We start from the raw sequence: 26,140 nt of genomic DNA, 5'->3' as shown, positions 1-26,140 counted from the left end.
TCACAATCGATAGGCGGGATCCACCGGCCTCACCTCCACCGAGCCGCCGACCCGCAGCGGCGGAATGCGCCGGGCCAGCGCCAAGGCCTCATCCAGGTCACGGCACTCCACCACGTGAAAGCCCCCCAGTTGCTCGCGGCTCTCGGCAAAGGGACCGTCCAGCATCACCGTCTTGCCGTTCTGCTCGCGCAGCGTGGTGGCCGACTCCACCGACTGCAGCCGAGCCCCTCCGCGGTAGTGTCCGCTGGTGACCATCTCCTGGATCAGGGCGTGGTAATCGGTCATGACCGAGTCACGCTCGGCATCGGGCAGGCCGTTCCACAGCGCCTCGTCGATACAGCACATCAGCATGTATTGCATGGGACTTCCTCCAGTAAGCGCAGCCGCATGGCTGCCTGATAAGGGATCGAACCAGCACGCCACGAATCGACAGGGCATGCTGATCAACATCACGGATCAGGCAGTCTCGACCGCTCGAACCGGTCGCATACCAGCCAACAGGGCATCCGCCAATGCCTTCAGCAGATCCTGGTCAGAGTGGCTCGCTTCGGTAATCAGCATGATTTCCGCAGCAGGCAATTCCGGCAGCCCATGCTCCGAGGACAAGGCAATCAGTCCCGGCTTCAATTGGCTAGCCGGCATGGGTGCGACGGCAAACCCGGTAGCGGCAGCGACATGCAGACCCGCCCCGCTCATGCACAGCATGGCAGTGCGCTGGGCGATGCCCACCATGGCCAGTTGAGCCAAGGCGATTTCACGATAAGGGCAGGGCTCAGGGAAAAGCGCCAGAGGCAGGGGCGAAGGAAGCTCCTTTTCCTCCCGCTCACTCCAGGCCCATACCAAGGGCTCCCGCCACAGTCTGATTCCCGTGACAGGTTCGCCACACTGCGCCCCAAGCACCATATCGACATACCCCTGACGCATCGCCCCGAGCAACTCTCCCGGAATGCCGACGCGGACTTCGATATCCACCATGGCGTGGCACTGCATGAAGCGCTTCAATAGCGTGAGCAATCGTTCATTGGCGAAGTCCTCCGACACCCCCAAGCGTATGCTGCGCTGATCGCCAGAGCGGGAAATCTCTTCCATGGCATCACGATTCAGCGCCAGGATCGCTCGTGCATAGCCCAGCAGGCGTTCTCCATCCGGTGTCAGTTGAACGCTGCGGGTGGTTCGCTCGAGCAACGCCTTGCCCAGTTGCGACTCCAGGCGTCGCAGGTGTCCGCTGATGGCGGGCTGAGTCAGGTGCAGCCGGTTGGCGGCAGCCGTGAAGCTCCTCTCTTCGACGACCGACACGAAGCTACGGAGCAGTAGGAGATCGAGCATCATAAAGACTCGCTATAAGTATAATGTCTTGTTTATTATTAATTGGATGTTTAGAAACACCGCGACATCACCAATCGAGAAAATATAGCAGAAAGAAGTGCTAACCCCGTTAAACTCTGCTCCGATATGGCTGAAAAGTTCAAACCGACTCCAAGGAAGCCAACTCATGAAAATCACCCGCAGTCGGGACTTCACTGCCGAGCGCGCCTGGGGCGCTCAGGACATCGCCAACATGAATGGCATCACCACCCGCCTGCACTGGACCGACCAGCCCTACCGCTGGCACATCAACGACGGAGAGGAAGTCTTCGTGGTTCTCGATGGCCAGGTGGAAATGCGCTATCGCTGCGAAGGTGTCGAGCATAGCCAACTGCTGGAAGTGGGCGATATCTTCTATGCCTCGGTAGGTACCGAGCATGTCGCAAGCCCAGTCGGCGAAGCCCGAGTGCTGGTGGTCGAAAAGGAAGGTAGCGTCTAGGCTCCGCTCAACTCCACCACGAATCGCTCCCTGGGCCAGCGCACCTTGGCTTGCCCTGCCAGACGATCCTGTTCGGTATCGCGATACCCCAGCGCCAGCAGCACCACACTGCGCAGGCCCTGCTCTTCGAGCCCCAGCAGGGCGTCCAGCGCGGCAGGATCGAACCCTTCCATCGGCGAGGCATCGACTCGCTGCGCTGCGGCAACGGTCAGGGCCGTGCCCAGGGCAATATAGGCCTGCCGAGCCGCCCACTGCTGCCGAGCCTCCGGCGTGGCGAAGCCGGCGACGGCGTCATGCAGTGCCTGCCGATACCCTTCCAGCTCTTTCGGGTCGAGGCCGCGGGAGGCGGCTGTCAGTTCGATCAGCTCATCCACATGCCGTCCATCCACCTCGGACCAGGCGGCAAAGATCAGCAGATGAGAGCATTCGCTGATCTGGGGCTGGTCGCAGGCTGTACGCCGGATGCGCTCGCGCAGTGCCGGCGCTTCGATCACCAGCACGCTGTAGGGCTGAAGGCCGTAGGAGGATGGCGCCAGGTGCGCCGCATCGAGGATGTTATCCAGCGCGTCTCGCGCCACCTTTCTTCCATTCATGCGCTTGGCGGCATAGCGCCAGTGCAGGGCTTCCATGACGGACATGATGTTCTCCCGGTTCAAGGTTTCGCCACCGCCAGCGTCGGCGGTGACGTGTGGTGCGAAGCGCCACGGTGGAACAGCGCGGCACCGAGGGCCACCAGCACCCCCGCCAGGCCAAGGAAGGGCGGCACCGACTCACCCAGCAGCAAGACGGCGATCAGGGTGCCGACCAGCGCCGCCACCATGCCGATCTGGCTGAGATAGACGGGGCCTGCGATCTTCTGCAGTACGAAGTAGAAGACGTAGAGCACGGTGAAGACGGCGACCTCGGCGAACAGCAGCCGGAGCACGTCGGCAGAGCCGAGCAGCTGAGCGACTTGACGCGCCTCGAAGGCCAGCACGAAGGGCGCAAGCGCCAGGGCGCCACCCAGCAGCATCAGGGCGGCGAGATAGACCGGCCCCGCCTCGCCGGGCCAGCGCAGGGTGCGATAGATATTGCCCAGCGCGATGATCAAGGGAATCGCCAGGACCAGCATGACCCAGCCCTGGGCACCCGACATGCCGCCGGCCTTGGCCCACGCCAGCAGCACCCCGCCCGAGAGCCCCAGCAGCACACCGCTCAGTCGCAGCAGGTTCATGCGCTCCATGCCCAAGCCTAGCGCCAGCACCCAGGTCACGAGGATCGGAAAGGCGAAGCTGAGCGAAACGAAACCCGCCCCCACGTGGCGTACCGCCAGGAAACCCAACGCATTGGGCAAGGCAAACAGCGCACCCGACACCAGCGCGTACTCGATGATGCGCCGGTCGAGTTTCATCGGCTGACGTTGTACCGCCGCCAGTGCCAGCAGCAGTACGCCAGCGCCGGTGACCGCCACCATCAGGAAACCAAGGCGCGGTGCGCCGGCGTCGTCGGCAAGCTTGGCCACGGCCAGCGAAAGCGCCAGCAGGCTGCCGACCAGCAGCAGGCAACCCAGGGCATACCAGCCGGTACGGTTGCTCGATAGCGTGGAATTGGTCATTATCGACTCCTATAGCGCGGCAACAAGAATCTTGCCAAAAAGTATCTTGATAGAAAGATAAATACGCACATGAACCGTGTCAAGCACGCCGTTGCGCAATGGCAGCGCGAAATGCCCGAACTCGACCTGCTGCCGATGGAGGTGGTGGGGTATCTGAAGACCACACAGCTGCTCACCCAGGAGCGGTTGCAGGTCTTTTTCAAGTCACATGGCCTGCAGGCCGGGGAGTTCGACGTGCTGGCGACGCTGCGCCGCGCGGGCCCCCCCTATCGCCTGGGACCGACGCAGCTGTTCGAGACGCTGATGATCTCTTCGGGTGGCATGACCAGCCGGCTGGACCGGCTGGAGAAGGCGGGCCTGATCGTGCGCTCGCCGAACCCCGAGGATCGCCGCGGCACGCTGGTCTCGCTGACCGACAAAGGCCTGGCGCTGATGGAGCGCATGATCCCCGAGCACGTGCAGAATGAAGCCAAGATGCTCGCCGCCCTGAGCCGCGAAGAGCAGGAAACATTGAGCGAACTGCTCGGCAAGCTGTTGGAAGGGCTGTCGGAAGAGTCCTAAAGCCGGCCCGGCTGGGCTAGGGAAGCGCCAGCTCCCCTTGGAACAACTCGCCCTGCACCAGCCCCCGCTCATGCTCCACCAGCCAGCGCTTGCGCGGCAACCCGCCGCCATAGCCGGTCAGGGTACCGTTGGCGCCGATCACCCGATGGCAGGGCACCACGATGGAGATCGGGTTGGCGCCATTGGCCAGACCCACGGCGCGGCTGGCCCCGGGCCGTCCTATCCTGGCGGCCAGCTCGCCGTAGCTGATGGTGGTGCCGAATGGAATGCCGCGCAGTGCCTGCCACACCAGACGCTGGAACTCGGTACCGCCGGTGGCCACCGGCAGCGCATCGAGATGGGACGGGTCGCCGGCGAAGTAGGCTTCCAGGGCCTCACGAACGAGCAGGGGCGCTCTACCCTTGGAGAGATGGTAATCGCGATAGTGACGCGCCAGCAGGCGATGCAGGCGCTCGTCGTTGCTGTCGAACTCCAGCGCTCGCAGAGCCCCCTGCTCGTCGCCGACCAGACTCAGTTCGCCCACTGGCGACGGCATCAGATCAAGCCAGAGTTGCATCGTCTCTCTCCTGTCTCTCTATTGGCCCTGTCTCGCTTTTGCCTGTGTCGTTGCCGCATCGGCATGCCACAGGTGCATCACGGCATAGGCACGCCAGGGCCGCCAGGCCTCGGCGCGGGCGAGCAGCTCACGCGGCGAGGGGCGTTTGCCCTGCTCCGCCAGTGCCCGCTGTACGGCCACGTCCGAAGGCAAGAAAGCATCGCTCTCCCGCAGCCCGCGCATGGCGATGTAGTGCGCCGTCCAGGCACCGATGCCGGGCAGCGCGCACAGCTGCGCCACGTTGTCGTCAAGGTCGCCACGCCGCTCGAACAGCTGCGGCTGCTCGCGGTAGGCCGAAGCCAGTCCCGCCAGGGCGTTGGCGCGTGCGCTGGGCATGCCGAGGGCCTTGATCTCGGCGAAGGTGAAGCGCTCGGGTACGGGGAACAGCCGGTCGAGCCCGGGAGCGAACGGCGCTGTCAGCCGCTCGCCCAGGCGTTCGACCAGGCGCCCGACAAGCCGTGTGGCGGCATCGACGCTGACCTGCTGGCCGAGTATCGCGCGTGCGGCGACTTCGAAAGGGTCCCAGCCGCCCGGCACCCGCAGTCCCGGACGGCGCGCGACCAATGGCGCCAGGGTGGGATCGCGGCCGAGCCCCTGGCGTATCGCCTCGGGGTCCGCCTGCAGGTCGAAGAGCCGCTGCAGCCGCGCGACGACGGAGGACGGATCGATAGACTCGGGCAGACGCAGCGTGACATGCAGCGACGTATCGGCCGGAGCGTGAGTGACACTCACGGAGCCCACCGCTCCCTGTTCGAGGAAAAGGCGGTGATAGGTCTCGCCATCGATACGCTCCAGGCCGGCAATGGCACGCCGGGCCAGAAAGTCGAGTATCGCCTGCCAGTCGTAGGGGGGCCGATAGGGCAGGCGCAGCGTCGTCTCGGCGGCTGGGGTCATGCCGCCCGTGTGACGGCGTTCGGTCGAGAGAGTCATCGCTCCATTCTAGCCCGCTCATGGCCGATGGCCGGTGTTTTTTACAACCTCCCTGCCAACGCAAAGTGGTTCCCCTGAATGACGTCGAACTGGCCCTTAGCAAGGAACCAGATTCATACCACACTGGCTCTCGCCCATCGCAACGCAGAGGAGCCACCCATGACCATTCGCCAAGCCACCCTTAACGATCTGGAGCCACTCAGTCAGCTACTCGACGGCTACCGGCAGTTCTACCGCCAGGCGTCCGATCTCGAAGGCGCCCGTCAGTTCCTGCAGGCGCGCCTGGAGCGCGGCGACTCCTACATCCTGGTTGATACCGGCAGCCAGGGAGAACTGCAGGGTTTCGTACAGCTCTACCCCCTGCTTTCCACCGTGCGCCTGGCCCCGCTGTGGCTGCTCAACGATCTGTTCGTCGCTCCCGAGGCTCGTCGCAGCGGCGTCGGGCGCGCCCTGATGCAGGCCGCCAGGGAGCTCGCCCGAGCCCATGGCGTCGGCCATCTCAAGCTCGCCACCGAGATCGACAACCGTACCGCCCAGGCGCTCTACGAATCGCTCGGCTGGCAGCGCGATACGACCTTCTATCACTACGGTCTGCTGTTCGACACCCAGGCAGACCAGGGCTGAACGGAGGTGCCATGTACGTTCCCCCATCGATGCGGCTGACACGCGAGCAGGCCTGGGCGCTGGTCGAGCGCTACGGCTTCGCCGTGCTGGTCGGCGCCGATCTGCAGGCTACCCACCTGCCCCTGACGCTGGAACGAAGCGAAGGCGAGCTCGGTTCGCTCTACGGCCACTTCGCCCGGGCCAATCCTCACTGGCGAGCGCTGGACGGCAACCGGGCGCTGGCGATCTTCAGCGGGCCACACGCCTATGTCTCGCCGAGCTGGTACGCCAGCCGGCCTGCCGTGCCCACCTGGAACTACCTGGCCGTGCACGCCACGGGGCGCCTGGAACTGCTGGACGCCGCGGCCACGCGGGAGCTGCTCGAGCGCAGCCTGGCCCACTTCGAACCCGCCCTGCTCGATTCGTTGGGCCGCGAGCACGACTACCTGGAAAAGATGCAGGCCGGCGTGGTCGGCTTTCGCCTGCGCATCGAAGCGCTCGAAGGCAAGGCCAAACTCGGCCGGCAGCGCTCCCGGGCCGATCAGGCAGGGGTCGAAGCGGCCCTGGCGCAGAGCGCCGACCCGCAGGCGCGCCAGCTTTGGCACGAGATGCAGACACTGGCAGACGAGGAGCCGCAGGCATGAGCACGCAACCCGTAGACGGCCGCCCCATCGGTGTCGCCCTGCCCGGCTGGCAGCCGGCAAGCAGGCCACAGCGCGCTTCCCTGTTGGGCGAGCGGGTTCGCCTCGAACCGCTGTCGGCAGAGCACCATGGCGATTCGCTGTTTGCCGCCTTTCTATTGCCCGGTGAGGGGCCCCACGACACACCGCAAGCACGCTGGGCCTATTCCGGCGGCATGCCGTTCAGCGATGCCGAGCAGTGTCATGCCTGGCTGGCCGAGCGTGCGCGCAGCGAGGATCCGCTCTTCTTCGCCATCGTCGAAGAGAAATTCGGGCGGGCCCTGGGGTTGGCCAGCTATCTCAACATCGTGCCGGAGCACGGCAGCATCGAGGTCGGCCATATCCATTTCACGCCGCCGCTTCGCCGCACGCCGGCGGCCACCGAAGCCATGCTGCTGATGATGCGCAATGCCTTCGCCCTGGGCTACCGGCGCTACGAATGGAAGTGCAATGCGCTCAACGCCGCCTCGCGGCGTGCTGCCGAGCGCCTGGGCTTTCGCTTCGAGGGTATCTTTCGTCAGCACCGGGTGGAAGGTGGACGCAGTCGCGATACCGCCTGGTTCTCGCTGCTCGACGGCGAATGGCCCGCCATCGAAGCCCGCCTGGTGCGCTGGCTCGCATCGGACAATTTCGATGACGAGGGTCGTCAGAGGTCGTCGCTATCGGCGCTGTCAGCCTAGGCTCAGCCATTCGCGAGCCAGCCAGCGCCCGGCCCGTTCGAGCTCGGCCTCCACGGTGCCGGCATAGCCCAGCACCAGGCCGGGGCGAGCGGGTGTCTCGAGGTAATAACTCGACAGCGGCGACAGCGAGAGGCCCTGCGCCGCACCCCGCCGGAGCAACTCACGCTCTTGCTCCGCCTCGTCGAGCCAGGCCACCAGATGCATCCCCGCCTGCCCGTCGGATAGACGCAGACCGCGTGCCACGGCGGGCGCCAGGGCCTTGCGCAGCAGCGCCTGACGCCGACGGTAGCAGTCACGCATGCGCCGGATGTGACGTGAGAACTGCCCGCCGACGATGAACTCCGCCAAGGCCGCCTGTACCGGGTACTGCCCCTCGCGGTGAAGCCGCGCGTTGGCCCGGCGGAACGGCTCGACCAATGGCTCGGGCAGTACCACGTAGCCCAGCCGCAGCCCGGGATACATCACCTTGCTGAAGGTGCCCACGTAGATGACACGGCTATCGTCGACGAGCCCCTGCAGGGCGGCGATGGGACGCTGCCCGTAGCGAAACTCGCTGTCGTAGTCGTCCTCGACGATCCAGGCGCCGTGCCGCTCCGCGGCTTCCAGCAGCGCCAAGCGACGGGACAGACTCATGGTCACGCCGCTGGGGTATTGATGCGAGGGCGTCACATAGATCAGTCTCGGACTCTCGGCGTTCGCCGCAGCCGCTACGCTGAGGCCTTCGTCATCCACCGGCACCGCCTGCAAATCGAGTCCGGCAGCCGCGAAGCAGGCCTGAGCGCCAGGGTAGCCCGGCTCCTCGATCCATACCTTGTCGCCGGGGTCGCTGAGCAGTCTGGCGATCAGCTCGAAGCCCTGCTGCGCCCCCTGCACGATGAGAATCTGCTCGGGGCGACAGCGCACCGAGCGCGAGAGCTGCAGGTAGTCGGCCAGCGCCTCGCGCAGCGTCGGCACGCCGCCCTGGGCCTGATAGGCCAGCCACTCCCGCGGCATGCGCTGCTGGTGGCGGCGTACCAGCCGCTGCCACGGGCCATGGGGGAAACGATCCAGCGCCGGCACGCCGGGGGCCAGGATGGGGCGCTCCTGGCTGGCATGGCAGAACGCCAGCAGCGACGTGCCGCGCGAAGAGAGCGACGGCGCATCCGCTCGAGCCGGTATCGTGTGCGACGTGGTGAGCCCAACCGCTAGTGCCGGCTGGGTGGTGGGTTGAGTGGTACATGGAAACGCCAGGTCGGCAACGAAGGTGCCCGATCCATGCCGCGTCACCAGGAAGCCCTCGGCCAGCAGCTGATCGAAGGCGGCCAGCACCGTGTTGCGCCCCAGCCCCAGCTCGCGAGCCAACTGACGCGATGAGGGCAGCCGCTGGCCGCAAACCAGGCGTCCCGCCTGGATCCACTCCCGCAGCTGATGATAGAGACGCGTGGCCAGCGGCTGGGGCGAGCCTTCTGCCAGCGCCAAGCCCAGCGCATCGGCCAGCCAGTCGGTTTGCCCGATGCCGGCAGAGGTGGACGACAGCCCCCTGTCAGCTATCCCATTCATCCGCGACGATCCGATTGCGCCCCGTACGCTTGCCCTGGTAGAGATTCTGATCGGCGCGATGCAGGATCGCCTCGACCGTTTCCTCGGTACCGTGGAAAGCAGACACGCCACAAGTGATCGAGGCTTCGAAGCGATGCCCTTCCTCCGAAGTGAACGCCTGCTCGAGCACCAGCTGACGCACCTTCTCCGCCACCCCGACGGCTTCCTCGAGGCCGGTTTCCGGCAGCAGCAGAGCGAACTCCTCGCCGCCGAGCCGCGCCGGAATGTCATTCGTGCGCAGTCGCTCCCGCAGCAGCCTGCTCACCTTCACCAGTACTTGATCGCCGGCCGGATGGCCATGGGTATCGTTGATGCGCTTGAAGTGATCGAAGTCGAACAGCACCACCGAGGTCGGTCTGCCGTAGCGACGATAACGGGCCAGCTCCTGCAGCAGGCGCTGCATGAAGTAGCGGCGGTTGAACAGGCCGGTGAGTTCATCGGTACGTGAAAGCTGGCGCAGGCGCAGCTCGAGCTTCTTCTGCTCGGTGATGTCACGCACCGTGCCGATCAGGACTTGGTCATCGCCCTCGGGCACGTAATCGGCCAGCTCGTGGACCCAGCGAACCTCGCCGTCGGGGCGAATGATGCGATGCACCACGTCATGGTTACCGGTCTGCTCGGCCCGACGCATGCTGGATTCGACGCTCTCAACGTCCTGGGGATGCACCATGGCCTTGAAGGCACGAATGCTGGGGGTAAATGTATCGGGATCGACGCCGAAGATGTCGTAGGTCACCTCGGACCAGTAGAGTTCGTTGGCCTTCAGGCTGGCTCGCCAGTAGCCCAACCGGGCTACCTGTTGAATGCGCAGCAGGGTGCGTTTGAGATGCGCGATCTTTTCGCGCGCCTCATCGAGTTCACGGCGGGTACGATGGCAAAGATCACCGCAAGAGTCGCTGCCATGCGTCTCTTCAGGGGAGCTCCCATCATCGATACGGTTGTGCGAGCCCTTCATGGCATCTCTACGGCGATTACGAAGCAGCTGTGGAAAGAATACCTTTTGGCCCGCAAGTTGACCAACGTTGATTGAACGGTTGACAGCACTGCTTCACTCAATGGCTTGTCCGACAGGTGTCGGCAGCCGCTTCAGGTGGCGCGACAAGCCCACGGCGCCGGCCCGCATCATGGCATGGTGGTTCCAGACCACCAGCGGACGTGCCACACCGGCCAACAGGCCCATCCAGGGTCGCACTGTACGCACCTGCCAAAGATAGTGCACTCGGGTGCCCCCGTTCTCCTCGCACAGCCGCCAGCGGCCGATGCCGGTCACGTCGCCATCGGCCACGCCTTCGATCAGGCAGGGCTCGCAAACTCGGGCAATACGGATATCGAAGCGCAGGTAGTAGCCCAGGTGGCTCTTCCAGACGAAGTGCTGCACCCGACCGATGCCGCCCTCGTCGCCGGCCTCACGTTGCTCAACGTCCACCAGCCCGGGCCACCACTCGGGCCAGCGCAGCGAGTCGGTGAGGGCATCGAAGACCGCTTCGATCGGCGCCTCGAAGTGCCAGTCGGTAACGAACTCGAATCTCGCCATGGCCTAGGGATCGAAGTGGTCGGCCGGAAAGTCGGGGTCGAGCTGCACGTCTTCCAGCAGCACGCTCTCCATGCGCTGCCCCTGCCGGTCGTAGCTCGCCACCCGCAGCGGAGACAGCGTCTCGTCATCGAGCCACAGATCGTAGCGCGCCACCTCGTGCACGGCCCGACCGGGCTCGGCCTCCACCACCACATGCTGCACCGGTCGGCCTTCGTGGGTCGCCGGCTCCAGGCGACGCGTACTGCCATGCTGCTGCAGACGCTGGACGTTGCGCAGCAGCGTGCCGACATCCGACTGGTCCACGCGATGACCTTGCGAGCTGCGCACCATGCGGTTGGTGGGCCGCAGCGAGAGTGCCGGGCGCCGTCCCGGCGAACCGAAGGGCCACAGCTGGACCTTGCCCGTATCGTGGCGATAGATCAGCACCGCGCCGCGATAGGGCGACTCCATGTCCATGCGCACGTCGCCGGGACGCCGGTAGCTGTAATGGATGATCTCCTCGCCACCGCTGCCCTGGCTGCGCAGGGTCAGGCGATAGCCGGAGAGCGAGTCGATGCGCGCCAGCGCCTCGGCCACAGGGTCCGGTCCGGGTACATCGCTCAAGGCAAGCAGTAACAACGGCAGCATACGGCGTCTCCAGCGGGCTCTGACTTGAGCCTAGCAGGGCCTGGGCGCTTTAGAAGCGGGAGGGTCGAGGGCGGCAGGCGAGGTGGAGACCCGGCGTGCGTGCTATCGTAGTGGCGTCAGCCAACCCACGGAGAGGACAGATGAAATACCTTGGCGCCCACGTCAGTGCCGCCGGCGGACCCGACCAGGCCGTGCTGCGCGCCGTCGAGATCGGTGCCGACGCCTTCGCCCTGTTCACCAAGAACCAGCGCCAGTGGCGTGCCAAGCCTCTCGACGACGCTACCATCGAGGCCTTTCGCAGCGCCTGCCAGGAGCACGGCTTCGGCCCCGGCCAGATCCTCCCCCACGACAGCTACCTGATCAACCTCGGCCACCCGGACAAGGCAGGACTGGAGAAGTCGCGTGCCGCCTTTCTGGACGAGATGCAGCGCTGCGAGCAGCTCGGCCTCACCCTGCTCAATTTCCACCCCGGCAGCCACTTGAAGAAGATCAGCGAGAGCGAGTGCCTGACCCGTATCGCCGACTCGATCAACCATGCCCTGGCCGAGACCCGCGGCGTCGTCGCGGTGATCGAGAACACCGCCGGCCAGGGCACCAACCTGGGCTGGCGCTTCGAGCATCTGGCCGAGATCATCGAGCAGGTCGACGACAAGTCGCGGGTCGGCGTATGCATCGACACCTGCCACGCCTTTGCCGCCGGCTACGACCTGCGCACGCCCGAGGCGTGCACTGCCACCCTCGACGAGTTCGGCAAGGTGGTCGGCTTCGAATACCTGCGCGGCATGCACCTCAACGACGCCAAGAGCGAATACGCCAGCCGCGTCGACCGCCACCACAGCCTGGGCCAGGGCAACATCGGCCTCGATGCCTTCACCACCATCATGCGCGACCCGCGCATCGACGATATCCCTATGGTGCTGGAAACCATCGAGCCCGAGATCTGGGCCGAGGAGATCGCCTGGCTACGCGCCCAGGCGGCAGACGACTGACGCCATTTACTCCAACTCGACCAGGCCATGGCGCATCGCGTAGCGAAACAAGCCCGCCAGCGAGTTGGTGTTGAGCTTGCGGTAGATGTTGCTGCGGTGCGACTCCACCGTGCGGGTGCTGATGCTCAGCGCCTCACCGATGTCGCGGCTGCTCATGCCCTCGAACATCAGCTTGAGGATGGCCGTCTCGCGCGGGGTCAGGCGCTCCTGCTTCTCCTCCAGCAGTACCCGGGAGACGCCGGAGCCGAAATGGCTGCGCCCGCCTGCCACCTCGCGCAGGGCGAACACCATCTGCTCGGCCGAGGCGTCCTTGAGTACGTAGCCGGCCGCGCCACAGGCCACCGCGCGGCGAATGTACTCCTCGTTGTCGTGCATGGTGAGCACCAGCACGCGAATCTCGGGACAGGTGTCATGCAAGACCTTGCACGCCTCGAGGCCGGACAAGCCGGGCATGGTGATGTCCGTCACCACCACGTCCGGCGCCAGCGCCTGAGCCAGCGACAGCAGCTCCTCGCCCGAACTCGCCTCGCCGACGAGCTCAATGCCCGGCTGCGCCTCCAGCCGGTAGCGCAGCCCCTCCAGCACCAGCGGATGGTCGTCCGCCAAAAGTACGCGTATAGACCCTGCCATCGACTCTCTCCCGACTCGTTCCGGTGGCGCGCTGAAACGGCACCTTGATGAGAATGCGCACGCCCTTGCCGGGGGCCGCCTCGATCGTCAGGCGCCCACCCAGCAGATCCACCCGATCCTGGATGTTGCGTAGTCCCATACCGGACCCGCCCTGCTCATGGCTCTGCTCGGCGCGCCAGCGGAAGCCCTCGCCGTCATCGGCAATCTCGAGATAGACCCAGCCGCGGCGGCGCCGCAGCCTCACCCTGACCTGGCGAACGTTACCGGCGTGCTTCTCGACGTTGTGCAGGCTTTCCTGAGTGATGCGATACAGCGCCGTGGCCAGCACCGGCTGGCATTCGCCGCTGTCGAGGTTGGACTCGAAGTGAATGCGGATGGGTTTGCGTTCCACCAGATCCGAACACAGGCTCTCCATAGCCGCCACCAGGCCCAGGTCGTCGAGCACGCTGGGACGCAGGTCGTAGGCCAGCCGCCGCAGGTCCTGAATGCCCGTTTCCAGAATGCGGTCGGTCGCCGCCAGGGCGGATGAGGCATCGACATGATCGCCGCGCCCCAGCGCATCGTCGATGCGCTCGAGCTTGAAGCGTGCCGATACCAGCAGTTGATTGATGCCATCGTGCAGCTCGCGGGAAATCCGCCGCCGCTCCTTCTCCAGGAAGCTGAAGGTCTTCTGTGCCATCGTGACCAGTCGGCGGTTCGCCACCCGCGCTTCGCTGAGGTTGACCGCCAGGCCGATCACGGCGATGACGAGCAGGCAGGAAACGGTGAAGAAGGCCATCAGCAGGATGGTCCTGCGAGCGTTCTCCACCATGTGATGCTCCATCTGGCCGACCACCTGTTCGATGTCATCCAGGTAGAGCCCCGTTCCCACCATCCAGCCCCACTCCTCCAGGGCGATGGAATAGCTCAGCTTGAGTACCGATTCGCCGCCCGAGGGCTTGTCCCAGCGATATTCGGTGAAACCGCCGCCTTCCCGGGCTTGCTCGATGAGCCGCTGGATCAGGAATTTGCCGTCCTCGTCACGAAAGTTCCACAGGTCCTGCCCGACCAGATGCGCAAGCCGCGGGTGGACGATGTTCAGCCCATCGTAGTCATAGACGAAGAAGTAACCGTCGGAGCCATACTCCATACGGTGAAAGGCATCCGCTACCAGCCCTTGCGCCACTTCTACCGGCAGCTCGGGGTCCTCGTAGATGTCTCGAATCGCCGTGTAGGCGAGTTCCATGTAGTTCTTGAGTTCAGCCCGCTTGGCTTCCAGCAATCCGTCCTTGAGTATTTCCGACTGCGCCCCGCTCAATCGCGCGCTCTGATGAATGGCAAGAAACGTCACACCTGCACTGAGTATCAAAAGAGGCAGCAAGGTCAGCAGCGTCAACTTGGTTCTGAACGTGAACACTGGCGCGTTACCTTTACTTAATTATTATTCTTTTTGGCCCTGTCGACTTTTGGCTAATCACTGCCACTTATTGCAGTTGGCCGATGCAGTCGACAGAGCCTTTATCAGGGAGTTTTAAAGTAAAAACCCCGACTCACCATCCTACCACCCGGGGCAACCACAGCACCACATCGGGGAAGACGATGATCAGCGCCAGTGCCAGGATCTGGATCAGCACGAAAGGCACGGCCCCCTTGTAGATGTCGCCCGTGGTGATCCCCGGCGGTGCCACGCCCTTCATGAACAGCAGCGACCAGCCGAAGGGCGGTGTCAGGAACGAAGTCTGCAGGTTCATGGCGATCAGGATCGCGACCCACACCATCGACATGTCGCCCTGGCTTGCCAGGAACGGCAGGAACAGCGGCACGGCAATGTAGGAGATCTGGATCCACTCGAGGAAGAAGCCCAGGAAGAAGATCAGCAGCAGCATGAAGATCAGCGTGCCGTACATGCCGCCCGGCACCCATTCGAACATCGCCTCGATCAGAAACTCTCCGTCCAGCCCGCGGAACGCCAGGGCGAAGACCTGCGAGGCGATCAGCACGAAGAAGATCATGCAGCTGATGCGCAGCGAGGTCTTCACGGTCTCGGAGAGCACCGGAAGGGTCAGGCGCCCGGAGACGACCGTCAGCAGCAAGGCCCCCACGGCACCCACCGACGCCGCCTCCGTGGGCGCGGCCACCCCGCCGATGATCGAGCCGAGCACCGCGAAGATCAGCAACAAGGGCGGCACCACGACCTTGACGAAGTCCTTGCCCAGCTCCCGCTTGCTGACGGCGGCGCGCTCCTGCTCGTCGATGGCCGGCACGTCGGCAGAGAAGAAGAAGGCCAGCAACAGCAGGTAGGCCAGGTACATGCCGGCCAGCAGCAGACCGGGCACCAGCGCCGCGGCGAACAGGCTGCCGACGGAAAGGTTCATGATGTCGGCCAGCACCAGCAGCACCAGGCTGGGCGGGATGATCTGCCCCAGGGTACCGGCCGCACAGATGGTGCCGCAGGCCACCGTCTTCTTGTAGCCGCGGCGTACCAGGGTGGGCAACGCCATCAGCGTCAGGGTGACGATGGCCGCACCGACGATGCCCGTCGCTGCGCCCAGCAGTACGCCGACGATGATCACCGCCAGGGCCATGCCGCCCGGCAGGCCGCCGCACAGGTGACCGATCACGTCGAGCATGCGCTCGGCGATCTTCGAGCGTTCCAGCATCACGCCCATGAACACGAACAGCGGGATGGCCAGCAGGGTGTAGTTAGCCACCACGCCGTAGATGCGCGAGGGCAGCAGCTCGAACAGCCAGCCGTCGAAGCCGATGAAGCCGAACACGAAGCCGACGAACGCCACCACGAAGCCCACCGGGATGCCGGTCATCACCAGCACGAAGAAAGCCACGATCATGGCCAGCGCGTAATATTCCAAGGGCATGGCTCAGACTCTCCCAGCGTAGTGTTGAACGAGGCGTCGACCGTTCTCGAGCGCCTGGCGCAGCGACTCGGCCGCGACGAAGACGAAGCCGACCACCACCATGGCCTTGGGAATCCAGCGCCAGGGAAGACCGGAAGAGTTGGGGGAACGCTCGCCGCGAATGAACGAGGTTTCGGCGAACGGCAGGCTGTAATGGATGATCAGCAGCGCACAGGGCAGCGCCACCAGCAGCGCGGCGATGAGGTTCAGCCACATCATGCCGACCGGGCTGAAGCGGCTCGACAGGATGTCCACGCGCACGTGATCGTCGAACTTCATGGCATAGGCGATGCCCATCATCGCCATGACCGACAGCAGGTACCACTCCAGCTCCTGGGCCCACACCGCGCCCAGGCCGAAGGCGTAACGGCTCAGCATGTTGCCGAAGATCAGCGCGATCATGATGAGCATGGACGTACAGCCGATGAAACCGGCAAACCCGGTTATTCGCTCGAGCACGCGCTCGAGCCAGGTACACAAACGCAGCATCTCAACTCCCCCTCTGGGCGGGCGCCCAGCGGACGTCAAAGGTGGGGTAAGCGCGACCCGAATGGGTCTGGCAGGTGGGCGCTCGGCGTTACGGACTGCCTTTCGGCCGAGCGCCCGGCCGACGTCAGATCATGCCCTGACCGTAGCGGCTGATGGTGTTGGCGAAGACGCCCTCGCTGTTGGCATGCCAGCCGTCGTGCTTCTTCTTGAACGCCCAGAAGCTGTCGTTGATGCGCTTGACCAGCGGGTCCTTGTCGGCCTCGGTCGCCAGGATGTCGCGGGTGGCCTCGAACAGCGCCCGGATGACGTCATCAGGGAGGGTCTCGAACGCCACGCCATGGTTGTTGAGCAGATCGTCCAGGGCGTCGCCGTTCTGGGCCTCGATCCAGGTATGGGAAGTGATGTTGCAGGCGGCAGCGGCGTTGTGAAGCACGGCCTGCAGGTCGCTGGGCAAGGAGTTGTAGGCGTCCTTGTTGACGATCACCTCGGTGGTGGTGGAGGGCTCGTGCCAGCCCGAGGAGTAGTAGTGCTTGGCCGCGTTGTGCAGGCCCAGGGCACGGTCGAGATAGGGACCGACCCACTCCGCCGCGTCGATGGCGCCGCGCTCCAGCGCCGAGAAGATCTCGCCGCCGGGCAGCAGGCGGGCGTTGGCACCGATGGCGTTGTAGACGTCGCCGGCCAGCCCCGGCATACGGATGTTCAGGCCGCGGAAGTCCGCCACGCTGGTCACCGGCTCGCGGAACCAGCCCACCGGCTGCGCACCGGTACAGCCCACCGCCAGCGGGATCAGGTTGTAGGGCTCGTAGGTTTCCTTCCACAGCTCGTAGCCGCCGCCGTGGGCCAACCAGGCATTGAAGCCCTGGAAGGTCATGCCGAACGGCACGGTGGTGAAGTACTGCGCGGCGAACGACTCCCCGGCCCAGTAGTAGGAGCAGGCATGGTTGAGCTGCACCTGCTGCCCGCGCGATACCGCATCGAAACCGTCGAAGGCGGGAATGAGTTCGCCCGCGCCGTAGACACGAATCTTGATGCGCCCGCCGGACATCTCTTCGACTCGTCTGGCGAAGTCCGTGGCGGAACCGGGGCCAGACTGGAAGAACGGAAAACCGGATGGCCAACTGGTGGTCATGCGCCAGTTGAAGGTTTCCTGGGCCTTGACGATGCTCGGTGCCATCACGGTACCCACCGCGGCGGCACCGCCATACTTGAGGAAATTACGCCTGTTGACGCTCATGGCTATATTGACTCCCGGCGTGCTCGATGGATTAGCGCGCTATCGAGCAATGCCCTCGTTTGTTTTAATGATTGAATCGCGAGCTGGTCAGAGAACTGACCAGGGGAGAATAAAACGGGGGAAGTAAAAATAAATCCGGAGAGCTGCGTAATTTATCCTGCGGTCATTCCCTAGCCAGGAATACGGATAACGCATCCGTAGAACTACCTAAAACCGTTCAAGTTATTAGCCAGAAGTATATACTTGGAAATATATTTCAATAAACCCGACAAAAAAGCAATAGCGACGCGGATCCGCAGGGCAACACAATGAGCTCGGTAGGCATCTCGCCATCAAGGACAGCAGCCGCTTGATGCGGCCGGTCGGTGAGGCCGCGCTCCGGGCCGACGGCTGGCGCCAGCCCCATGCGAGGCGTCGTGTCCGCCTTTTCTCGCGGAGCGTCAAAACTTAGTCCACGCCTACGGGTCAAAGCATTTGTCGGCCGACGAGAAAGCTGCCACCCTCAATTCAGGCACGCCTCTCGTAGGGACAGTGAGGTCCCGAGGGTCGCCCCATTCACCCGCAGGAGGACATGCGCATGGGTATCATCGAAATGCTGACCGTGAGCGTGGCCGCAGTGGCGCTTTCGGCTCTGGCCTACACCATGAGCGAGAAGCAGAGGCACCCCAACCGCAAGGAAGTGCGTATCGAGGAGGACGAACGCGTTCCTCACCGGCAGCGCTCGCGGCACGACTGAGCGTCAGCGCATCGATATCGCAGCCCCCGGCACCTCTGGTGTCGGGGGTTTTTCATGCCCCGGCCCGCGCCGCAGCAATTGCTGCACCTGCCACTTCTCCTCGGCGGGCAGCTTCTCGAGGAAGTGAACCTCGCCGTTCTGCAGCACCGCCTCCGGCACCCCGTCGCGATAGAGCAGGCGATTGCCCGACACTGCCGGCAGCCGCTGGCCGGGCGCGAGAATGCCCACCAGGTTGAGCGGGTCGGCGGCGGCCACCGCCACGCGGGTGCCGTCCGGCTCCCTGCGGCGCATGGCCTTGAGCGCCCCCACCGCCTCGGCCAGGGCAAACTGCTCGCCGGCAAACTGCTGCACGAAGCGACCGCCGCGAATCTCGCCGCGCGCCTCCAGCCGGCGGTAGACATACAGCAGCTCGCGCCAGGGCGGCAGTGCCGGCTCGCGCTCGATCACACGGCGAAAGACCACGCCGTAGCGCTCCAGCAGCACCCAGGCGATGTGCTCCAGGCTCTCCATGTCCGTCGCGATGCGGCGCTTTTCCGGTACCGCATCGCGCTCCGGCGCGGGCAGCCACGACCAGCGCCCGGCGGCGTCCACTCCCGGCGCATGCCGCCGGCGCCGACGCCCGCCTGCGGCGATGGGCGGACGCTTGCTGGCCGGGGCGATCAGCGCCCGCAGGCCGGTGAAGCTGTCTGAGGTGACCAGGCCCCAGGAGGCCAGCTCGCCCAGCGCCTCCTCCACCTGGGTGCGCAGCATGTGCGCGGGGCCGAGCAGGTCGGCGAAGAACATCGCCCCGCCGCCCTGCAGCGCCTCCAGCACCCGGCGTGCCCCGCCGGAGAGCGGCAGCTCGCCGACATCGGGCGCCGGAGCCGCCTGACGCCAGTCGTGCAATGCCTGGCGATCGATGAGGGCGATCGGCGTGTTGCGCAGCGGACCGGGACGCTGGCGTTCGTCGCCCTCGGCTATTCTGGGTGGCAGCAGGCGCAGCCAGATGAAGCGTCCGCTGGCGAGCAGCTGGTCGAGCATGTGCGGCGAGAAATCGGCCACCCGCGCCGGCAGCACGTCGCTCTCCCAGGCACCCGCCGCCACGGGAAAGCCCTCCAGCCGCTCCACCGCCGCGGCCAGCGCCTCTGGCCCCTGCGGCCGGTCGGTCAGGCCGTGCCAGTCGAGCAGGAAACGCAGGTAGTGCTGGACGCTCACCGGCTCGATCTCGGCGCGACGGCGGTCGATGGCATAGCGGTGCAGGCGCGCCAGCAGGCGCCGCTCGCACCAGGCCACTTCGCTGCCGCCCAGGAAGTTTCCTTGCAGCACAAAGCCCTCGACCTCCAGGCGTGCCAGCGCCGCCATGGTGCGATCCAGCGATATACCCAGCGGCGCGCCCAGGCTTGCCGCGGTGACCGGCCCCAGCGTCTCCAGCAGCGAACGCAGCAGCTCGGTCAGTGCCTCGTCGGGGGTTTCCGGCGCCTCGCCCGCCGCCTCGATGGACGGTTCGATACCTGCCCCGGGGTGGAGCGCCAGCAGCTCGCCCAGGCGCTCCGCTGCCGTCCACAGCGGCTCGCCGTCGGGTGGCGTAACGACCGCGGCACGCCTGTCCCGGGCGAGCGTGTCGAACCAGGGCCGCCACCCCTCTTCGGCTTCGTGCATGGCGATGAAGCCACTCATCACCAGCGCGTCGTGCAGCTCGTCGGCATCGCGCGGCGCGGGCCAGGCCTCTTCGCGCACCCGGGCGACCACCTCCGGGGCGTAGCGCGCCGAGGCAGCGGCCTCGGCCACGTCAAGCGCGGCGCCGGTGCGCACGCTGAGGGTGCGCCGCTCCTCCTGGGCACCATCGTCGAGGAAGGCGTAGGGCCGCGCGTTGACCACCTCTTCCGACAGCGGCGAGGGCACTGCAAGGTCGCGCCCGCTGACGGCGATCTCGCCGGTTTCGAGGCGCGCCAGCAAGCGCTCGAGGCCGTCGATGTCCATGGCCTCGGTCAGGCAGTCGTGCAGGGTCTGGTCGACCAGCGGGTGATCGGGCAGCTCCCGCGCCCCGGCCAGGTTCTCGGCGCAGGCGAGCTGGTCGGGAAAGACCACCGAGAGCAGGTCCTCGGAGTCCTGGCGCTGCAGCTGCGGCGGACGCCGTCGGCCGTTGCGGGTGCGCGGCACGGCGAGCCCCACCGAGGCGTTCCAGCGCCAGCGCAGGCCGAACATCGGCGCATCGAGCAGCGCCTGGATCAGCACCTCGCGTACCGTCCTGGCGTTGAGATAGCCCCATACCTCCTCGAGCGGGAAGCTGTGGGTCGGCCCCAGCGACAGCACGATGCTGTCCTCCAGTGCCGCCGCCTGCAGCTCGAAGTTGAACTTGCGGCAGAAGCGCTTGCGCAGCGCCAGGCCCCAGGCGCGGTTTAGCTTGGAGCCGAAGGGCGAGTGCAGCACCAGGTGCATGTCGCCGGCCTCGTCGAAGAAGCGTTCCAGCACCAGGTGGCGCTGGCTGGGAATCACACCCAGCGCCGCCCGCGCCACGGCCAGGTAGCGCACCAGCTGCTCGGCGGCGGCCGGCGCCAGGCCGTATTCGGCTTCCAGCCACGCTTGGGCCTCGGCCTCGTCGCCTTCGGCCAGCTGCCGGTCGATTCCCTCGCGCAGCCGCGACACCGCCTGCGAGAGTTCTTCCGTACGCGCCGGCGCCTCGCCGAACCAGAACGGGATGCTTGGCGGCGCGCCGCGGGCGTCCTCGACGAAGAGCTTGCCGGTGGCGAGCTTGAGGATGCGATAGGCCTGGTTGCCGAGCTGGAAGATATCGCCCGGCATGCTCTCGAAGGCGAAGTCCTCGTTGACGGTGCCGACGCGGAGCTCCTCGGGCTGCAGGATCACGTCGTAGTCGAAGTGGTCGGGAATCGCCCCGCCGTTGGTCAGGGCGACGAGCCGCGCGTTGCGCCGCGGGCGCAGGCGGCCGTTGACCCGGTCGCGATGCAGATAGGCGCCGCGCCGCCCGCGCCGGGTGGTGTAGCCGTCGGCGAGCATCTGCACCACCGCATCGAAGCGCTCCTCGCTCAGCGCGCGATAAGGCCAGGCGGCGCGGAGGCGTGTGAACAGCGCGCTCTCCTCGGTTTCGCCCGCGCCGGCAACCTCGGCGACGATCTGCTGGGCCAGCACGTCGAGCGGCCCCTCGGGGATGTGCAGCCGGTCGAGCTCGCCGGCCTGCACCGCCCCCATCAGCGCGCTGCACTCCACCAGGTCGTCGCGGGTCAGTGGGAACAGCCGCCCCTTGGGGGTACGCCCCACGCCATGACCGGAGCGGCCCACCCGCTGCAGGAAGGCCGACATCGAGCGCGGCGAGCCGAGCTGGCAGACCAGATCCACCTCGCCGATGTCGATGCCGAGCTCCAGCGAAGCGGTGGCCACCAGCGCGCGCAGCCCGCCCTGCTTGAGGCGCTGCTCGGCATCCAGGCGGTGCTCGCGGGCCAGGCTGCCGTGATGCGAGGTCACCCACTCATCCCCCAGGCGGTCGGCCAGGTGGCGCGCCACGCGCTCGCATACCCGTCGGGTGTTGGCGAAGATCAGCGTAGTGCGGTGTTCTCTCACCAGTTCTGCCAAGCGGTCGTAGACCTCTTCCCACACCTCGTTGGCCATCACCGCGGTGAGCGGCGAGCCGGCCACCTCGATGGCCAGGTCGCGCCGGCGCACGTGGCCGGTGTCGACGATGGTGCACTCACTGCCGCCGGTAAGGAACGCCGCCACCGCCTCCACCGGTTTCTGGGTGGCCGAGAGCCCGATGCGCTGCGGCGGGCGCGCGGTGAGCCCGGCCAGCCGCTCCAGCGACAGCGCCAGGTGCGAGCCGCGCTTGGTGCCGGCCACCGCATGAATCTCGTCGACGATCACCGTGCGTACGCTGGAGAGCATCCGCCGCCCCGAGTCGGACGTCAGCAGCACATAGAGCGACTCCGGCGTGGTGACCACGATATGCGGCGGACGCTTGCGCATGCGCTCGCGCTCCGACGAGGTGGTGTCGCCGGTGCGCACCCAGGCGCGTATCTCCGGCGCCTCCCGGCCGTCTGCCTCAAGCCCCTCGGCGATGCCGCGAATCGGCGCCTGCAGGTTGCGCTGAATGTCGTTGGAGAGCGCGCGCAGCGGCGAGACATAGAGCACTACCGTCTCGTCGGGCAGTTCGCTGTCGAGCCCGCGGCGCACCAGGCCATCGATGGCGGCGAGAAAGGCCGCCAGGGTCTTGCCCGAGCCGGTGGGGGCGGCGATCAGCACATGGCCGCCCGCGCCGATGGCCGGCCAGGCGCGCGCCTGGACCTCGGTGGGGGGACCGAGGTCACGGGCGAACCAGTCGCTGACGGCGGGATGAAAGGCATCGAGCGGCATGGGCGCTCCGGAAAATCGCTTTCCTACAACGTAATCGAGTGCGGGGAGATACGCGATGTTCCCGGGCAGTCTCCGGTTACCGAGAAGAGAGCATGTCGTTCAGCTCACGCTCGAGCCATTCGATGAGCCGAGCACTGCAGCGTCGATTGTCCGTGGGTGAAAGCCACAGACATAGCCGGGCGGGCGTCTCGACGAAGCCCCACGGTGCGATCAGCCGCCCCTGACGCAGCTCGTCCTCGACCAACAGCCGGGGCGCTATCGCCACCCCCAATCCAGCCACTGCCGCCTCGATCAGATAATAGAGATGATCGAAGCCCTGCCCTTCGGCCAGCGCCCGGTCGAGACGCGCCGAATCGAGCCCATGCGCACGCGCCCAGTGCGGCCAGGCCTGAGGGCGCGAGGCGGTATGCAGCAGTTTGGTATCAAACAGTGTCGCCGGCCGCTCGGGATCGAACCGGGTGGCCAGCTGCGGGCTCACCACCGCGCCGATGTGTTCCGCGGCCAACTCGATCACCTCCAGGTCGGCCGGCCATGGCGGTTCCGCGAACGTCAGCGTTGCGCTGACCTCGTCCCTTCCCGGGGTCGCTTCGCTCTCGCTGGCGACGACATGCAGCTTGAGTTCCGGCAGCGCACGATGAAGGTGGTCGAGCCGTGGAATGAGCCAGCGTGCCAGCAGGCTACCCGGACAGGCCAGGATGAACGGCGACGCCTCGACGTCACGCTTCAACTGCGCGCAGCTGTCTCGCAGGCGCAGGAACGCCTCGCCAACGCCGTGCTGCAGCCGCTCCCCGTGACTCGTGAGCTGCAGGCCGCGGCCCGCCTTGGTGAACAGCGCCACGCCGAGATGCTCTTCCAGGCTCCGCAGCTGACGGCTGACCGCGCCGTGAGTCACGCTGAGTTCATTCGCCGCGGCCGTGACACTACCCAACCGCGCGGTGGCCTCGAAAGCGCGCAGTGCGCTGAGAGAAGGCATGGAGTTCATCGATCTGTGATCCTGGCTCACATATAGCCGCCATCTTATCGATTTTTTGCCCCGCCTGTCTGCGCTAGCTTCATCGAAAGCTCCCTGACCCTTCGAGGTACGCCATGACCGACCTTTCGATGCAGCCCGATGCCCATGGCATGTTTGGCCGCTTCGGCGGACGCTTCGTCCCCGAGACGTTGATGCCCCTGATTAGCGAGCTTCAGAGCGAATACGATGCGGCCCGGCAAGACAGCGAATTCCAGCGCCAGCTCGCCTACTTCCAGCGCGATTACGTTGGCCGGCCCAGTCCACTCTACTTTGCCGAGCGCCTTACCGAGCACTTTGGCGGCGCCAGGATCTATCTCAAGCGCGAGGAGCTCAACCACACTGGAGCTCACAAGATCAACAATTGCATCGGTCAGATCCTGCTCGCCAAGCGGATGGGCAAGACCCGCATCATCGCCGAAACGGGCGCCGGCATGCATGGCGTCGCCACTGCCACCGTTGCGGCACGCTTCGGCATGCCCTGTGTCGTCTACATGGGCTCGGCCGACATCGAACGCCAGCAGCCCAACGTGTTTCGCATGAAACTGCTCGGCGCCGAGGTCATTCCGGTGACGACGGGTACCGGCACGCTCAAGGATGCGATGAACGAGGCGCTGCGCGACTGGGTGACCAACGTCGAGGACACCTTCTACATCATCGGCACCGTGGCCGGACCGCACCCCTACCCCGCCATGGTGCGTGACTTCCAGGCGGTGATCGGACGCGAGACCCGCACGCAGATTCTCGAGAAGGAAGGACGTCTACCCGACTCCCTCGTCGCCTGCATCGGCGGCGGCTCGAATGCGATGGGGCTGTTCCATCCCTTTCTCGGCGATGAAACGGTCCAGATGATCGGCGTCGAGGCCGGTGGCAGGGGCATCGACACCGGCATGCACGCGGCGAGCCTCATCGGCGGTGCGCCCGGCGTACTGCACGGCAACCGCACCTACCTGCTGCAGGACGGGGATGGCCAGATCGTCGATGCCCACTCGATATCGGCCGGGCTCGATTACCCCGGTATCGGTCCCGAACATGCCTGGCTGCATGAGCATGGGCGCGTCGAGTACGTCTCGATCACCGACGACGAGGCGCTGGCGGCGTTCCAGTGCTGTTGCCGTCAGGAAGGGATCATTCCCGCGCTCGAGTCGGCCCACGCCCTGGCCGAGGTCGCCAAGCGCGCGCCGACGCTACCCCGCGACCACCTCATGGTGGTCAACCTGAGCGGACGCGGCGACAAGGACATGATGAGCGTCGCCCAACACCTGGGAGAGAACTTCCAATGAACGCCGCCAAGGAGAACCCCATGAACACCGCCACTCGCCTCGATGAATGCTTTGCCGCGCTCAAGGCGGAAAAAAGGCCGGCCCTGGTAACCTACGTCACTGCCGGCGACCCTGACTTCGAGACCTCGCTGGAAATCCTCCAGGGGCTGCCCGCGGCAGGCGCCGACGTGATCGAGATCGGCATGCCGTTCAGCGATCCCATGGCCGACGGCCCTGCGATTCAGAAGGCAGCGCTACGCGCCCTCGGGAGCGGACAAACCATGACCCGGACGCTCGAGTTGGTGCACGCCTTCCGCCAACAGGATTCACAAACGCCACTGGTGCTGATGGGCTATTACAACCCCATACACCGCTACGGCGTGGCGAGATTTCTGGCCGATGCGGCCCGTGCCGGTGTCGATGGCTTGATCGTGGTCGACCTACCGCCCGAGCATGACGACGAGCTGTGCCTGCCCGCCAGGGAGCACGGTATTGCCTTCATCCGCCTCGCCACCCCAACCACCGACGCCAAGCGGCTGCCCCGGGTGCTGGAAAATGCCTCGGGCTTCCTCTATTGCGTCTCGGTGAATGGCATCACGGGCGTCCGTGCTCCGGATTTTCACGATGTCGAAGGCATGGTGGGTCGGCTGCGCGAGCACAGCCACCTGCCAATTGCGGTCGGTTTCGGCATTCGCACTGCCGCACAGGCGCAAGCGATTGGCCGATTCAGCGATGCCGTGGTGGTCGGCTCGGCGCTGGTAGAGGCCATCGAAAGCGCTGAGACTCGACATGGTGCCATCGAGGCCGTTCATGGCCTGGTGCGTGACCTGGCCGCAGGCGTGCGCCGGGCAGGCAAGTCCTAGGGCAGGCCCTAACGTAGCGCATGACCGAGCAGAGCACAGCGCGCCGAGGCCAGACCGGCAACGGAAACAGGACGGGCGAAAGGCGATCTGGCAGGACGCCACCCGCCCGTCACAGGCTCACGAATGGACGAAGCGAACGTCGAAATGCGCCGAGCGTACGTCAAAGCGGCTCAGCAAGGCACGAGCCGACGCCGGTACGACGGCTGCCTCGTAGTCGTCGCCGGCAAATGTACGCACCTCTTCCAGGCTGTCGAACCACATCACGGTGATGAACTCCACCTCATCGTCGCCATCGCGGCGCAGCAGTTCGAAGCGGCGCAGGCCGGCGATCTGGCGATCGAGAATGCCCGGGATGATAGTGTTTCGCAGTAACGCCTCATAATCGTCGGCCCGCTCGCAGGAAGTCCAACCGTGCCAGTGGCGTACGACAGGCAGTCGAGACGTGGTATTCAGGTCGGCCATGATACGTTCTCCGCTTTTCCGAGTGAGTGGGATGCCTCATGCCTC

27 protein-coding genes are annotated in these 26,140 nt (G+C 65.8%); 9 read left to right on the top strand and 18 right to left on the bottom strand.

Annotated features, from left to right (window positions below; genetic code table 11):
• A complete protein-coding gene (locus tag C4S71_RS06840) occupies positions 1-360 on the bottom strand; it encodes a YciI family protein (RefSeq protein WP_160113365.1) in 360 nt (119 codons plus the stop codon).
• Positions 361-456: 96 nt separating this feature from the next.
• Positions 457-1,329: a LysR family transcriptional regulator gene (locus tag C4S71_RS06835; protein ID WP_200825252.1), complete on the bottom strand. Its 873-nt coding sequence runs from the start codon at positions 1,327-1,329 to the stop codon at positions 457-459.
• A 163-nt stretch (positions 1,330-1,492) separates the two neighbouring features.
• Here C4S71_RS06835 and C4S71_RS06830 point away from each other — a divergent pair, with 163 nt between their 5' ends.
• Positions 1,493-1,804 (top strand): cupin domain-containing protein, encoded by a 312-nt coding sequence (locus C4S71_RS06830; RefSeq protein ID WP_086511449.1) that lies wholly within the window; start codon positions 1,493-1,495, stop codon positions 1,802-1,804.
• On the opposite strand, the gene C4S71_RS06825 is transcribed toward C4S71_RS06830, so the two are convergent.
• Both C4S71_RS06825 and C4S71_RS06820 read right to left on the bottom strand, forming a co-directional pair.
• Positions 1,801-2,442 carry an NAD(P)H-dependent oxidoreductase gene (locus C4S71_RS06825; protein WP_103968663.1) on the bottom strand — a complete coding sequence of 214 codons (642 nt, stop codon included), beginning with the start codon at positions 2,440-2,442 and terminating at the stop codon, positions 1,801-1,803. The genes C4S71_RS06830 and C4S71_RS06825 overlap by 4 nt on opposite strands.
• A 14-nt stretch (positions 2,443-2,456) precedes the next feature.
• Positions 2,457-3,398 carry a DMT family transporter gene (locus tag C4S71_RS06820; RefSeq protein WP_103968662.1) on the bottom strand — a complete coding sequence of 314 codons (942 nt, stop codon included), beginning with the start codon at positions 3,396-3,398 and terminating at the stop codon, positions 2,457-2,459.
• A 69-nt stretch (positions 3,399-3,467) separates the two neighbouring features.
• Between C4S71_RS06820 and C4S71_RS06815 the strand changes: the two genes are divergently transcribed.
• Positions 3,468-3,959: a MarR family winged helix-turn-helix transcriptional regulator gene (locus tag C4S71_RS06815; RefSeq protein ID WP_103968661.1), complete on the top strand. Its 492-nt coding sequence runs from the start codon at positions 3,468-3,470 to the stop codon at positions 3,957-3,959.
• A gap of 16 nt (positions 3,960-3,975) precedes the next feature.
• Here the strand turns inward: C4S71_RS06815 and ogt are convergent, their stop codons facing one another.
• Entirely contained in the window at positions 3,976-4,515 is a 540-nt protein-coding gene (ogt, locus tag C4S71_RS06810; protein ID WP_086511453.1) for a methylated-DNA--[protein]-cysteine S-methyltransferase, read from the bottom strand.
• 18 nt (positions 4,516-4,533) lie between these two features.
• Complete coding sequence (locus C4S71_RS06805; RefSeq protein WP_103968660.1) at positions 4,534-5,484, bottom strand: DNA-3-methyladenine glycosylase family protein; 951 nt, start codon at positions 5,482-5,484, stop codon at positions 4,534-4,536.
• Between the two features lie 159 nt (positions 5,485-5,643).
• Here C4S71_RS06805 and C4S71_RS06800 point away from each other — a divergent pair, with 159 nt between their 5' ends.
• The 3 genes from C4S71_RS06800 to C4S71_RS06790 are packed head-to-tail and all read left to right on the top strand — an operon-like array spanning position 5,644 to position 7,447.
• Positions 5,644-6,108 (top strand): GNAT family N-acetyltransferase, encoded by a 465-nt coding sequence (locus tag C4S71_RS06800; RefSeq protein ID WP_103968659.1) that lies wholly within the window; start codon positions 5,644-5,646, stop codon positions 6,106-6,108.
• Positions 6,109-6,119: 11 nt separating this feature from the next.
• On the top strand, positions 6,120-6,731 hold the full coding sequence (locus C4S71_RS06795; RefSeq protein ID WP_086511456.1) for an FMN-binding negative transcriptional regulator: 612 nt from the start codon (positions 6,120-6,122) through the stop codon (positions 6,729-6,731).
• A complete protein-coding gene (locus C4S71_RS06790; protein WP_103968658.1) occupies positions 6,728-7,447 on the top strand; it encodes a GNAT family N-acetyltransferase in 720 nt (239 codons plus the stop codon). The genes C4S71_RS06795 and C4S71_RS06790 overlap by 4 nt, the downstream gene beginning before the upstream one ends.
• On the opposite strand, the gene pdxR is transcribed toward C4S71_RS06790, so the two are convergent.
• The 4 genes from pdxR to C4S71_RS06770 all read right to left on the bottom strand — a co-directional run bounded on the left by pdxR (position 7,439) and on the right by C4S71_RS06770 (position 11,186).
• A complete protein-coding gene (gene pdxR, locus C4S71_RS06785) occupies positions 7,439-8,986 on the bottom strand; it encodes a MocR-like pyridoxine biosynthesis transcription factor PdxR (RefSeq protein WP_103968657.1) in 1,548 nt (515 codons plus the stop codon). The genes C4S71_RS06790 and pdxR overlap by 9 nt on opposite strands.
• On the bottom strand, positions 8,970-9,980 hold the full coding sequence (locus tag C4S71_RS06780; RefSeq protein WP_086511459.1) for a GGDEF domain-containing protein: 1,011 nt from the start codon (positions 9,978-9,980) through the stop codon (positions 8,970-8,972). The genes pdxR and C4S71_RS06780 overlap by 17 nt, the downstream gene beginning before the upstream one ends.
• 93 nt (positions 9,981-10,073) lie before the next feature.
• On the bottom strand, positions 10,074-10,559 hold the full coding sequence (locus tag C4S71_RS06775) for an SRPBCC family protein (RefSeq protein WP_086511460.1): 486 nt from the start codon (positions 10,557-10,559) through the stop codon (positions 10,074-10,076).
• A 3-nt stretch (positions 10,560-10,562) separates the two neighbouring features.
• Positions 10,563-11,186, bottom strand: coding sequence for a LolA family protein (locus tag C4S71_RS06770; RefSeq protein ID WP_103968656.1), 624 nt, complete (start codon positions 11,184-11,186; stop codon positions 10,563-10,565).
• Between the two features lie 140 nt (positions 11,187-11,326).
• On the opposite strand from C4S71_RS06770, the gene nfo reads away from it, so the two are divergent.
• Positions 11,327-12,175, top strand: a complete 849-nt coding sequence (gene nfo / locus C4S71_RS06765) for a deoxyribonuclease IV (RefSeq protein ID WP_103968655.1) — start codon at positions 11,327-11,329, stop codon at positions 12,173-12,175.
• A gap of 6 nt (positions 12,176-12,181) precedes the next feature.
• Here the strand turns inward: nfo and C4S71_RS06760 are convergent, their stop codons facing one another.
• The 5 genes from C4S71_RS06760 to C4S71_RS06740 form a co-directional block, all read right to left on the bottom strand.
• Positions 12,182-12,805, bottom strand: a complete 624-nt coding sequence (locus C4S71_RS06760) for a response regulator (RefSeq protein ID WP_176342935.1) — start codon at positions 12,803-12,805, stop codon at positions 12,182-12,184.
• A complete protein-coding gene (locus C4S71_RS06755; protein WP_146064586.1) occupies positions 12,714-14,201 on the bottom strand; it encodes a cache domain-containing protein in 1,488 nt (495 codons plus the stop codon). The genes C4S71_RS06760 and C4S71_RS06755 overlap by 92 nt, the downstream gene beginning before the upstream one ends.
• Positions 14,202-14,334: 133 nt before the next feature.
• A complete protein-coding gene (locus tag C4S71_RS06750; RefSeq protein WP_103968653.1) occupies positions 14,335-15,660 on the bottom strand; it encodes a TRAP transporter large permease in 1,326 nt (441 codons plus the stop codon).
• A 3-nt stretch (positions 15,661-15,663) separates the two neighbouring features.
• On the bottom strand, positions 15,664-16,188 hold the full coding sequence (locus tag C4S71_RS06745) for a TRAP transporter small permease subunit (protein ID WP_103968652.1): 525 nt from the start codon (positions 16,186-16,188) through the stop codon (positions 15,664-15,666).
• A 124-nt stretch (positions 16,189-16,312) separates the two neighbouring features.
• On the bottom strand, positions 16,313-17,422 hold the full coding sequence (locus C4S71_RS06740) for a TRAP transporter substrate-binding protein (RefSeq protein ID WP_103968651.1): 1,110 nt from the start codon (positions 17,420-17,422) through the stop codon (positions 16,313-16,315).
• 577 nt (positions 17,423-17,999) lie between these two features.
• On the opposite strand from C4S71_RS06740, the gene C4S71_RS22470 reads away from it, so the two are divergent.
• A complete protein-coding gene (locus C4S71_RS22470) occupies positions 18,000-18,158 on the top strand; it encodes a hypothetical protein (RefSeq protein WP_160113364.1) in 159 nt (52 codons plus the stop codon).
• Between the two features lie 3 nt (positions 18,159-18,161).
• Here C4S71_RS22470 and C4S71_RS06735 read toward each other — a convergent pair whose 3' ends face one another.
• Together C4S71_RS06735 and C4S71_RS06730 are read right to left on the bottom strand one after the other, a co-directional pair.
• Entirely contained in the window at positions 18,162-22,499 is a 4,338-nt protein-coding gene (locus C4S71_RS06735) for a DEAD/DEAH box helicase (protein ID WP_103968650.1), read from the bottom strand.
• A gap of 76 nt (positions 22,500-22,575) precedes the next feature.
• Positions 22,576-23,472: a LysR family transcriptional regulator gene (locus C4S71_RS06730; protein WP_103968733.1), complete on the bottom strand. Its 897-nt coding sequence runs from the start codon at positions 23,470-23,472 to the stop codon at positions 22,576-22,578.
• Positions 23,473-23,585: 113 nt separating this feature from the next.
• Here C4S71_RS06730 and trpB point away from each other — a divergent pair, with 113 nt between their 5' ends.
• Positions 23,586-24,791, top strand: coding sequence for a tryptophan synthase subunit beta (gene trpB / locus C4S71_RS06725; RefSeq protein WP_103968649.1), 1,206 nt, complete (start codon positions 23,586-23,588; stop codon positions 24,789-24,791).
• Positions 24,792-24,811: 20 nt separating this feature from the next.
• Positions 24,812-25,633 carry a tryptophan synthase subunit alpha gene (gene trpA, locus C4S71_RS06720; protein ID WP_103968648.1) on the top strand — a complete coding sequence of 274 codons (822 nt, stop codon included), beginning with the start codon at positions 24,812-24,814 and terminating at the stop codon, positions 25,631-25,633.
• Positions 25,634-25,750: 117 nt separating this feature from the next.
• On the opposite strand, the gene C4S71_RS06715 is transcribed toward trpA, so the two are convergent.
• On the bottom strand, positions 25,751-26,095 hold the full coding sequence (locus C4S71_RS06715) for an antibiotic biosynthesis monooxygenase (protein ID WP_103968647.1): 345 nt from the start codon (positions 26,093-26,095) through the stop codon (positions 25,751-25,753).
• Between the last annotated feature and the right edge of the window lie 45 nt (positions 26,096-26,140).

The sequence above is a fragment of the Billgrantia desiderata genome (assembly GCF_900108215.1).
Taxonomy (GTDB): Bacteria; Pseudomonadota; Gammaproteobacteria; order Pseudomonadales; family Halomonadaceae; genus Halomonas; species Halomonas desiderata.
This window is presented reverse-complemented; position numbering and strand designations above follow the sequence as displayed.

Bases quoted from the DNA above. Each gene is read 5' to 3' on its own strand.
- C4S71_RS06840 (WP_160113365.1), bottom strand. From the start codon at position 360: ATGCAATACATGCTGATGTGCTGTATCGACGAGGCGCTGTGGAACGGC.
- C4S71_RS06835 (WP_200825252.1), bottom strand. From the start codon at position 1,329: ATGATGCTCGATCTCCTACTGCTCCGTAGCTTCGTGTCGGTCGTCGAA.
- C4S71_RS06830 (WP_086511449.1), top strand. From the start codon at position 1,493: ATGAAAATCACCCGCAGTCGGGACTTCACTGCCGAGCGCGCCTGGGGC.
- C4S71_RS06825 (WP_103968663.1), bottom strand. From the start codon at position 2,442: ATGTCCGTCATGGAAGCCCTGCACTGGCGCTATGCCGCCAAGCGCATG.
- C4S71_RS06820 (WP_103968662.1), bottom strand. From the start codon at position 3,398: ATGACCAATTCCACGCTATCGAGCAACCGTACCGGCTGGTATGCCCTG.
- C4S71_RS06815 (WP_103968661.1), top strand. From the start codon at position 3,468: ATGAACCGTGTCAAGCACGCCGTTGCGCAATGGCAGCGCGAAATGCCC.
- ogt (WP_086511453.1), bottom strand. From the start codon at position 4,515: ATGCAACTCTGGCTTGATCTGATGCCGTCGCCAGTGGGCGAACTGAGT.
- C4S71_RS06805 (WP_103968660.1), bottom strand. From the start codon at position 5,484: ATGACTCTCTCGACCGAACGCCGTCACACGGGCGGCATGACCCCAGCC.
- C4S71_RS06800 (WP_103968659.1), top strand. From the start codon at position 5,644: ATGACCATTCGCCAAGCCACCCTTAACGATCTGGAGCCACTCAGTCAG.
- C4S71_RS06795 (WP_086511456.1), top strand. From the start codon at position 6,120: ATGTACGTTCCCCCATCGATGCGGCTGACACGCGAGCAGGCCTGGGCG.
- C4S71_RS06790 (WP_103968658.1), top strand. From the start codon at position 6,728: ATGAGCACGCAACCCGTAGACGGCCGCCCCATCGGTGTCGCCCTGCCC.
- pdxR (WP_103968657.1), bottom strand. From the start codon at position 8,986: ATGAATGGGATAGCTGACAGGGGGCTGTCGTCCACCTCTGCCGGCATC.
- C4S71_RS06780 (WP_086511459.1), bottom strand. From the start codon at position 9,980: ATGAAGGGCTCGCACAACCGTATCGATGATGGGAGCTCCCCTGAAGAG.
- C4S71_RS06775 (WP_086511460.1), bottom strand. From the start codon at position 10,559: ATGGCGAGATTCGAGTTCGTTACCGACTGGCACTTCGAGGCGCCGATC.
- C4S71_RS06770 (WP_103968656.1), bottom strand. From the start codon at position 11,186: ATGCTGCCGTTGTTACTGCTTGCCTTGAGCGATGTACCCGGACCGGAC.
- nfo (WP_103968655.1), top strand. From the start codon at position 11,327: ATGAAATACCTTGGCGCCCACGTCAGTGCCGCCGGCGGACCCGACCAG.
- C4S71_RS06760 (WP_176342935.1), bottom strand. From the start codon at position 12,805: ATGGCAGGGTCTATACGCGTACTTTTGGCGGACGACCATCCGCTGGTG.
- C4S71_RS06750 (WP_103968653.1), bottom strand. From the start codon at position 15,660: ATGCCCTTGGAATATTACGCGCTGGCCATGATCGTGGCTTTCTTCGTG.
- C4S71_RS06745 (WP_103968652.1), bottom strand. From the start codon at position 16,188: ATGCTGCGTTTGTGTACCTGGCTCGAGCGCGTGCTCGAGCGAATAACC.
- C4S71_RS06740 (WP_103968651.1), bottom strand. From the start codon at position 17,422: ATGAGCGTCAACAGGCGTAATTTCCTCAAGTATGGCGGTGCCGCCGCG.
- C4S71_RS22470 (WP_160113364.1), top strand. From the start codon at position 18,000: ATGGGTATCATCGAAATGCTGACCGTGAGCGTGGCCGCAGTGGCGCTT.
- C4S71_RS06735 (WP_103968650.1), bottom strand. From the start codon at position 22,499: ATGCCGCTCGATGCCTTTCATCCCGCCGTCAGCGACTGGTTCGCCCGT.
- C4S71_RS06730 (WP_103968733.1), bottom strand. From the start codon at position 23,472: ATGCCTTCTCTCAGCGCACTGCGCGCTTTCGAGGCCACCGCGCGGTTG.
- trpB (WP_103968649.1), top strand. From the start codon at position 23,586: ATGACCGACCTTTCGATGCAGCCCGATGCCCATGGCATGTTTGGCCGC.
- trpA (WP_103968648.1), top strand. From the start codon at position 24,812: ATGAACACCGCCACTCGCCTCGATGAATGCTTTGCCGCGCTCAAGGCG.
- C4S71_RS06715 (WP_103968647.1), bottom strand. From the start codon at position 26,095: ATGGCCGACCTGAATACCACGTCTCGACTGCCTGTCGTACGCCACTGG.